Origin of the sequence: Aeromonas sp. 1HA1 (assembly GCF_029237385.1) — a bacterium.
GTDB lineage: Bacteria > Pseudomonadota > Gammaproteobacteria > Enterobacterales > Aeromonadaceae > Aeromonas > Aeromonas popoffii.
Genome location: NZ_JAACGC010000126.1, coordinates 1 through 5,430 on the forward strand (window position 1 = coordinate 1; position 5,430 = coordinate 5,430).

A 5,430-nucleotide genomic window follows, 5' to 3' on the forward strand; every position below is an offset into this window, starting at 1 on the left:
CAAGGGATTTGCGCTGCTGACGTTGGTAGCGAACAACGTGAAATTCAAGGACGGAGTAAAGGTGCTGGAGGAGTCAGACAGGAGTGCCGCCTGACCGACGCCATACACCAGATTTGACAATAGCTCTGCGGCTCTGCGTTCAGGTGAATAGTACGGCCTGTCTCCTTCCGCCCCCGATACGTTTTTTTTAGGAATAACCGAAGAGGCGACAACTATCCTGACAGCGGAGTATCCATACTTTTTCTGAGCACCCAGAAATTACTTATGGCAATCCTGATGATTCTCACTGGGGCTTTCTAACAGAAGGTCTATGCTTATACCTCTACTTCGAAGAGTAAAAACGCGGATATCTAAAGTACCTAGGATACGGCGAAAACCGCTTCAACTATCACAAAGGCAACGACTGGCGGCTAGCTTGGAGTTTACGCAGGGGCATCAAGGGCAATAATTTCAGCACTGACTTGCAAGCTACCTAGCTAATCGGCAGTTTCCAAGTGTGCCGAGCTACTTTGTGGAGTAATGGAGCAGTATTTTACAGGTTATGGCGAGACAATCCTCGGCTACAGCGTAAACGATTAATCGCGGCCGTTTCTGTTACGGCATCTCGCGGTAATGCTTGAGCCATGCATAGGTAGGGGCTTAAACCAGTACAATCACGTCGATGTAATCTGCCTTAGTGCACATTCAGTATGTTTGGCAGTTTTACTATTTTGGACGGGTAAAATATTGTGACAATCAGCTTGACAAAGCAACAGGATTGACCTTGTTTTTTAACAAGAAGTTGAGTGTTTAAGCAAGGGGTTAGCGCAGTCGGGTGTCTCACCCGGTATAAGTTTCCAGGAGGACAATAGAATATGGCTGTTACAGAACAAAAAATGTCGCGGATGGCTCTAACCGCGATGGTAGTTGGCGGCATGGTCGGGGCCGGGATTTTCTCGCTACCAAGAACCTTTGCCGGAGCAACCGGGCCGCTGGGTGCACTGATTGCGTGGATTATTGCCGGTACCGGCATGTATATGCTGGCGCGAGTTTTTCAATTCTTGGCTGAGCGCAAACCGAATATCGATGCCGGCGTATTCGCTTATGCCAAAGAAGGTTTTGGTGACTATCCGGGCTTTCTCTCGGCTTTCGGATATTGGATCGGCAGTTGCATCGGTAACGTGTCTTACTGGGTGCTGATCAAGTCCACCTTGGGTGCGTTCTTTCCGGTATTCGGCGATGGCAATACGGTGATCGCCATCGGTGTTGCTTCAATCGGCATTTGGTTATTCCATTTCTTGATTCTGCGCGGCGTACAGCAGGCCGCCTTTATCAACAGCATTGTGACGGTCGCCAAGGTCATTCCGATCATGGTGTTTATCGTCTTGCTGTTTTTTGCATTCAAGATCGATCTGTTCAGCATGAATCTGTATGGCGGCGACTTGACTGTAGGCCTGTTCGAACAGGTCAAGGCCACCATGCTGGTCACTGTGTTTGTGTTTATCGGCATTGAAGGCGCCAGCGTGTATTCACGCTACGCCAAAGAGCGCGCCGACGTCGGCAAGGCAACCATCCTTGGCTTTATCGTGGTTACCGGCTTGATGGTGCTGGTTACCTTGCTGCCCTACGCAGTGATGGAGCGCGCCGAAATTGCCGGCCTGCGTCAGCCATCGATGGCTGGCGTGCTGGAGTCGGTAGTCGGCCCGTGGGGGGCGATGTTTGTCAGTGCTGGCTTGCTCGTCTCAGTTCTGGGCGCTTATTTGGCCTGGGCGCTGATCTGTGCGGAGGTGATGTTCGCAGCGGGCAAGTCAAAGGACATGCCGGCGATGTTTGCCAAGGTCAACAAAAACAACGTGCCGGTCACGGCGCTTTGGGTGACCAGCATCATCGTCCAGATCATTGTGATCACCACCTATTGGTCGCGTGATGCGTTCTCGCTGATGCTTAACCTGACTAGCGCCACCACCTTGATCCCCTACCTGTTTGTGGCTGCCTACGGCTTGATGATTGCCAAGCGCAGTGAAACCTATGAGGTGCGTCCACAGGAACGAAATCGCGACCTGCTGATCGCCAGTTTTGCCGTGTTGTATACACTGTTCATGATTTACTCCGGCGGCTTGAAGTTCATCCTGTTGTCGGCGGTGTTGTTTGCGCCTGGCACTGTTTTGTATTTCATCGCCCGCCGCGAGCAGGGCAAGGTGGTGTTCGATAAGGCCTCGGATTGGATCATCTTCGCTGTGATTGCCGCCGCGGCTATTTACGGCGTTTACGGCTTAGCGACTGGCGCTATCTCTATTTAACCAAGGGAGTTGATCATGACAAATGCAAGTGAAGTCAAATTTGGCGTGCATTCGGAAGTCGGCCAGCTGCGCAAAGTGATGGTCTGCGCGCCGGGCCGTGCGCATGCCCGGCTTACCCCGAGCAACTGCGACGAGCTGCTGTTCGATGACGTTATGTGGGTCGAGAACGCTAAACGTGATCACTTCGATTTCACCAACAAGCTGCGCGATCGCGGCGTTGATGTGGTCGAAATGCACAGCTTATTGGCTGAAACTGTCGCAATTGCTGAAGCCAAGAAGTGGATTCTTGATCATCAGGTTGTGCCTAATCAGGTTGGCCTTGGGCTGGTAGATGAGATTCGTAGCTACCTCGAAGGCTTGTCACCACGAGATCTGGCCGAGACGCTGATCGGCGGCTTGTCCACTGACGAGTTTCCCGAAACCTTCGGCGGCGAAACCCTCAAGCTGGTGCGTGAAGCCGCTGGTGTGACCGAATATCTACTGCCGCCTTTGCCGAATACCTTGTACACCCGTGACACCACATGCTGGATTTACGGCGGCGTTACGCTTAACCCTCTGTACTGGTCGGCGCGTCACGAAGAGACCATCCTCACCACCGCTATTTATAAGTTCCATCCCGATTTTGCCGGCAAGGTCAAAGTCTGGTGGGGCGATCCTACCGAAGACCATGGCATGGCCACCTTAGAGGGCGGCGATGTAATGCCGATCGGCAAGGGTAACGTGCTGATCGGCATGAGCGAACGAACCTCGCGTCAGGCCATTAGCCAGTTGGCCGCGACCTTGTTCAAGCAAGGTGCAGCGGAGCGGGTAATCGTTGCAGCGATGCCTAAACTGCGCGCGGCTATGCACTTGGACACCGTGTTCACCTTTGCTGACCGCGACTGCGTGCTGCTTTACCCAGACATCATGGATCACGTCAGCACCTTCTCGTACCGCCCAAGCGACAAGCCAAGCGGTATCGAACTGGTCAAGGAAAAGGGCCGCTTTACCGATGTGGTGGCGCACTCCTTGGGTCTGAAGAAGCTGCGGGTGGTGGAAACCGGTGGTAACGCTTACATGCGTGAGCGCACGCAGTGGGACAGCGGCGCCAACTTGGTGTGCGCATCGCCGGGGGTGGTATTTGCCTATGATCGTAACGTGCATACCAACACCCTGTTGCGCAAAGAGGGGATCGAAGTGGTCACCATCGTTGGTTCCGAACTCGGCCGTGGCCGTGGCGGCGGCCATTGCATGACCTGCCCGATCAGCCGTGATGAGGTAGATTTCTAAGCGAAGTCTGCAACAGCAATCGCCGCCACTTTTGGCGGCGGTTTTACTGGTGCTGGTGACAACGCGTTAAGCGGCAGACAATGGAGCTAAGTTCAAGCGCTGCATATCTAGCCGTCATATATCTAGCCGTCATATGAACATTAACCGAGGCATATCTGAATGTTCAGTTTTATTCGCAGACCTAGCACGCCGCAACCACTGTCGCTGTTTGAGGCGATCATTCCGGTCGCTTGTCTGGTTATCTTGGTTGCCTTGTCTTATTTTTTATTTGGTGATGCTGGTGCCGGTGGCCCTAACCAAGTTGCGCTGGTTACCGCAACGATGATTGCGGTGTTTATCGGTTGGCGTCGAGGACACACGCTTGAGGCGCTGGGTAAAGCCGCGACTGATAGCGTGTCCACTGGCATTGGTGCGATCTTTATTTTGTTCGCTGTCGGCGGCCTGATTGGTACTTGGGCACTCAGTGGCACGCTGGTGGCTATGGTTTATTACGGATTACAGCTACTTAATCCAGATTACTTCTTCGTAACCGCGTGCGTGATCAGTGCCATCGTTTCGGCCAGCATTGGTAGCTCTTGGACAGTGGTCGGAACCATCGGTGTCGGTTTTATGGGGATTGCCCTGAGCATGGGCTTGAATCCGGCGATAGCGGCGGGCGCAGTGATCTCGGGTGCTTACTTTGGCGATAAGTCGTCGCCACTCTCGGACTCGGCCAATCTCTCCGCAGCCGCTGCTGGTGTCGATTTGTATCAACATATCCGTGAGACACTGCTGACCTCGCTAATGGCCTTGTTGCTCTCGTTAGTGTTTTTCTTTATGTGGGGTGAGCCAGGAGATTTCGACGCCGCAGATAAAATTGCTGCGATTCAAAACTCATTCCAGCCACAGTTGGTGATGTTTGTGCCGCTAGTGTTGGTGATTTTGTTGGCATTGTTCCGATTTCCGCCTTTTACCGCGATTTTCCTTGGCTCGATTGCCGGTGGTCTACTCGCGGCGGTTATGGCCCCGGAGCGGGTGCTGGCTTTTGCCGCTGCCAACGAGGGAATTCCGCAGTGGCTGGCGTTATTGGAAGGCGTCTGGCGGGCCTTGGCCAATGGCTATACCTCAACCTCGGGCTTTGCTCCGATGGACATGCTGGCATCGCGTGGCGGTATGAGCAGCATGCTCAATACCATCTGGCTGATTATCAGCGCCTTGGCGTTTGGTGGGGTAGTTGAGAAGGTCGGGGTGCTTGAGCGGCTAATCACCCCGATTATTCAGAAAGCTAAGTCGGACGGTGCTTTGGTTGCCTCGCTGGCAACCTCAATTGTGGCCACTAATATCGTCACCGCCGACCAATACATCGCCATTGTGCTGCCGGGGCGGATGTTTAAATCTGCCTTTGCCAAGCGTGGCCTGGCCCCTGTGGTGCTATCGAGGGCGGTCGGCGATACCGCGACGCCAACCTCGGCGTTAATCCCTTGGAACAGTTGCGGCGCCTATATGGCGGCCACTTTGGGGGTAACGACTTGGAGCTACGCACCCTATGCGGTGTTCTGTTTTATCAGCCCGTTACTGACCATCGCAGTGGCTTACGCAGGATTTCGCATGTTGCGTTTGCCAAGCAAGGCTGTGCTGCTAACAAGCTGAATGGCTCGTGCGCCGGCCATGCACGACAACTGGCGGCGTCCACATCACCACCATGACGGATATCGCCAGCAGCAGCCGAAAACCGGCCTAACCAAGTGTCCGGATTTAGTTAACCACTACAGTCAAAATTGGAGTTATGGTCATTTCTGGTGTACGGAGGGATAGAAGAGGTGGCGTATCCTGCTGATTGATTCCCGCGAAGAATCTCAATCAACAGAGGTGATACGCCATGACTAATTCTACCCTCAGAGCC

3 protein-coding genes are annotated in these 5,430 nt (G+C 53.6%); all 3 read left to right on the forward strand.

From position 1 onward, the window contains the following. Nucleotides 1–854 precede the first annotated feature (854 nt). The 3 genes from GWQ22_RS20765 (at nt 855) to nhaC (ending at nt 5,177) form a co-directional block, all read left to right on the forward strand. Nucleotides 855–2,279, forward strand: coding sequence for a basic amino acid/polyamine antiporter (locus tag GWQ22_RS20765; RefSeq protein WP_042038317.1), 1,425 nt, complete (start codon nt 855–857; stop codon nt 2,277–2,279). A gap of 15 nt (nt 2,280–2,294) precedes the next feature. Continuing rightward, entirely contained in the window at nt 2,295–3,548 is a 1,254-nt protein-coding gene (gene arcA, locus GWQ22_RS20770) for an arginine deiminase (protein ID WP_212512914.1), read from the forward strand. A gap of 159 nt (nt 3,549–3,707) precedes the next feature. Next, entirely contained in the window at nt 3,708–5,177 is a 1,470-nt protein-coding gene (nhaC, locus tag GWQ22_RS20775) for a Na+/H+ antiporter NhaC (RefSeq protein ID WP_275931531.1), read from the forward strand. The last annotated feature ends 253 nt before the right edge of the window (nt 5,178–5,430 follow it).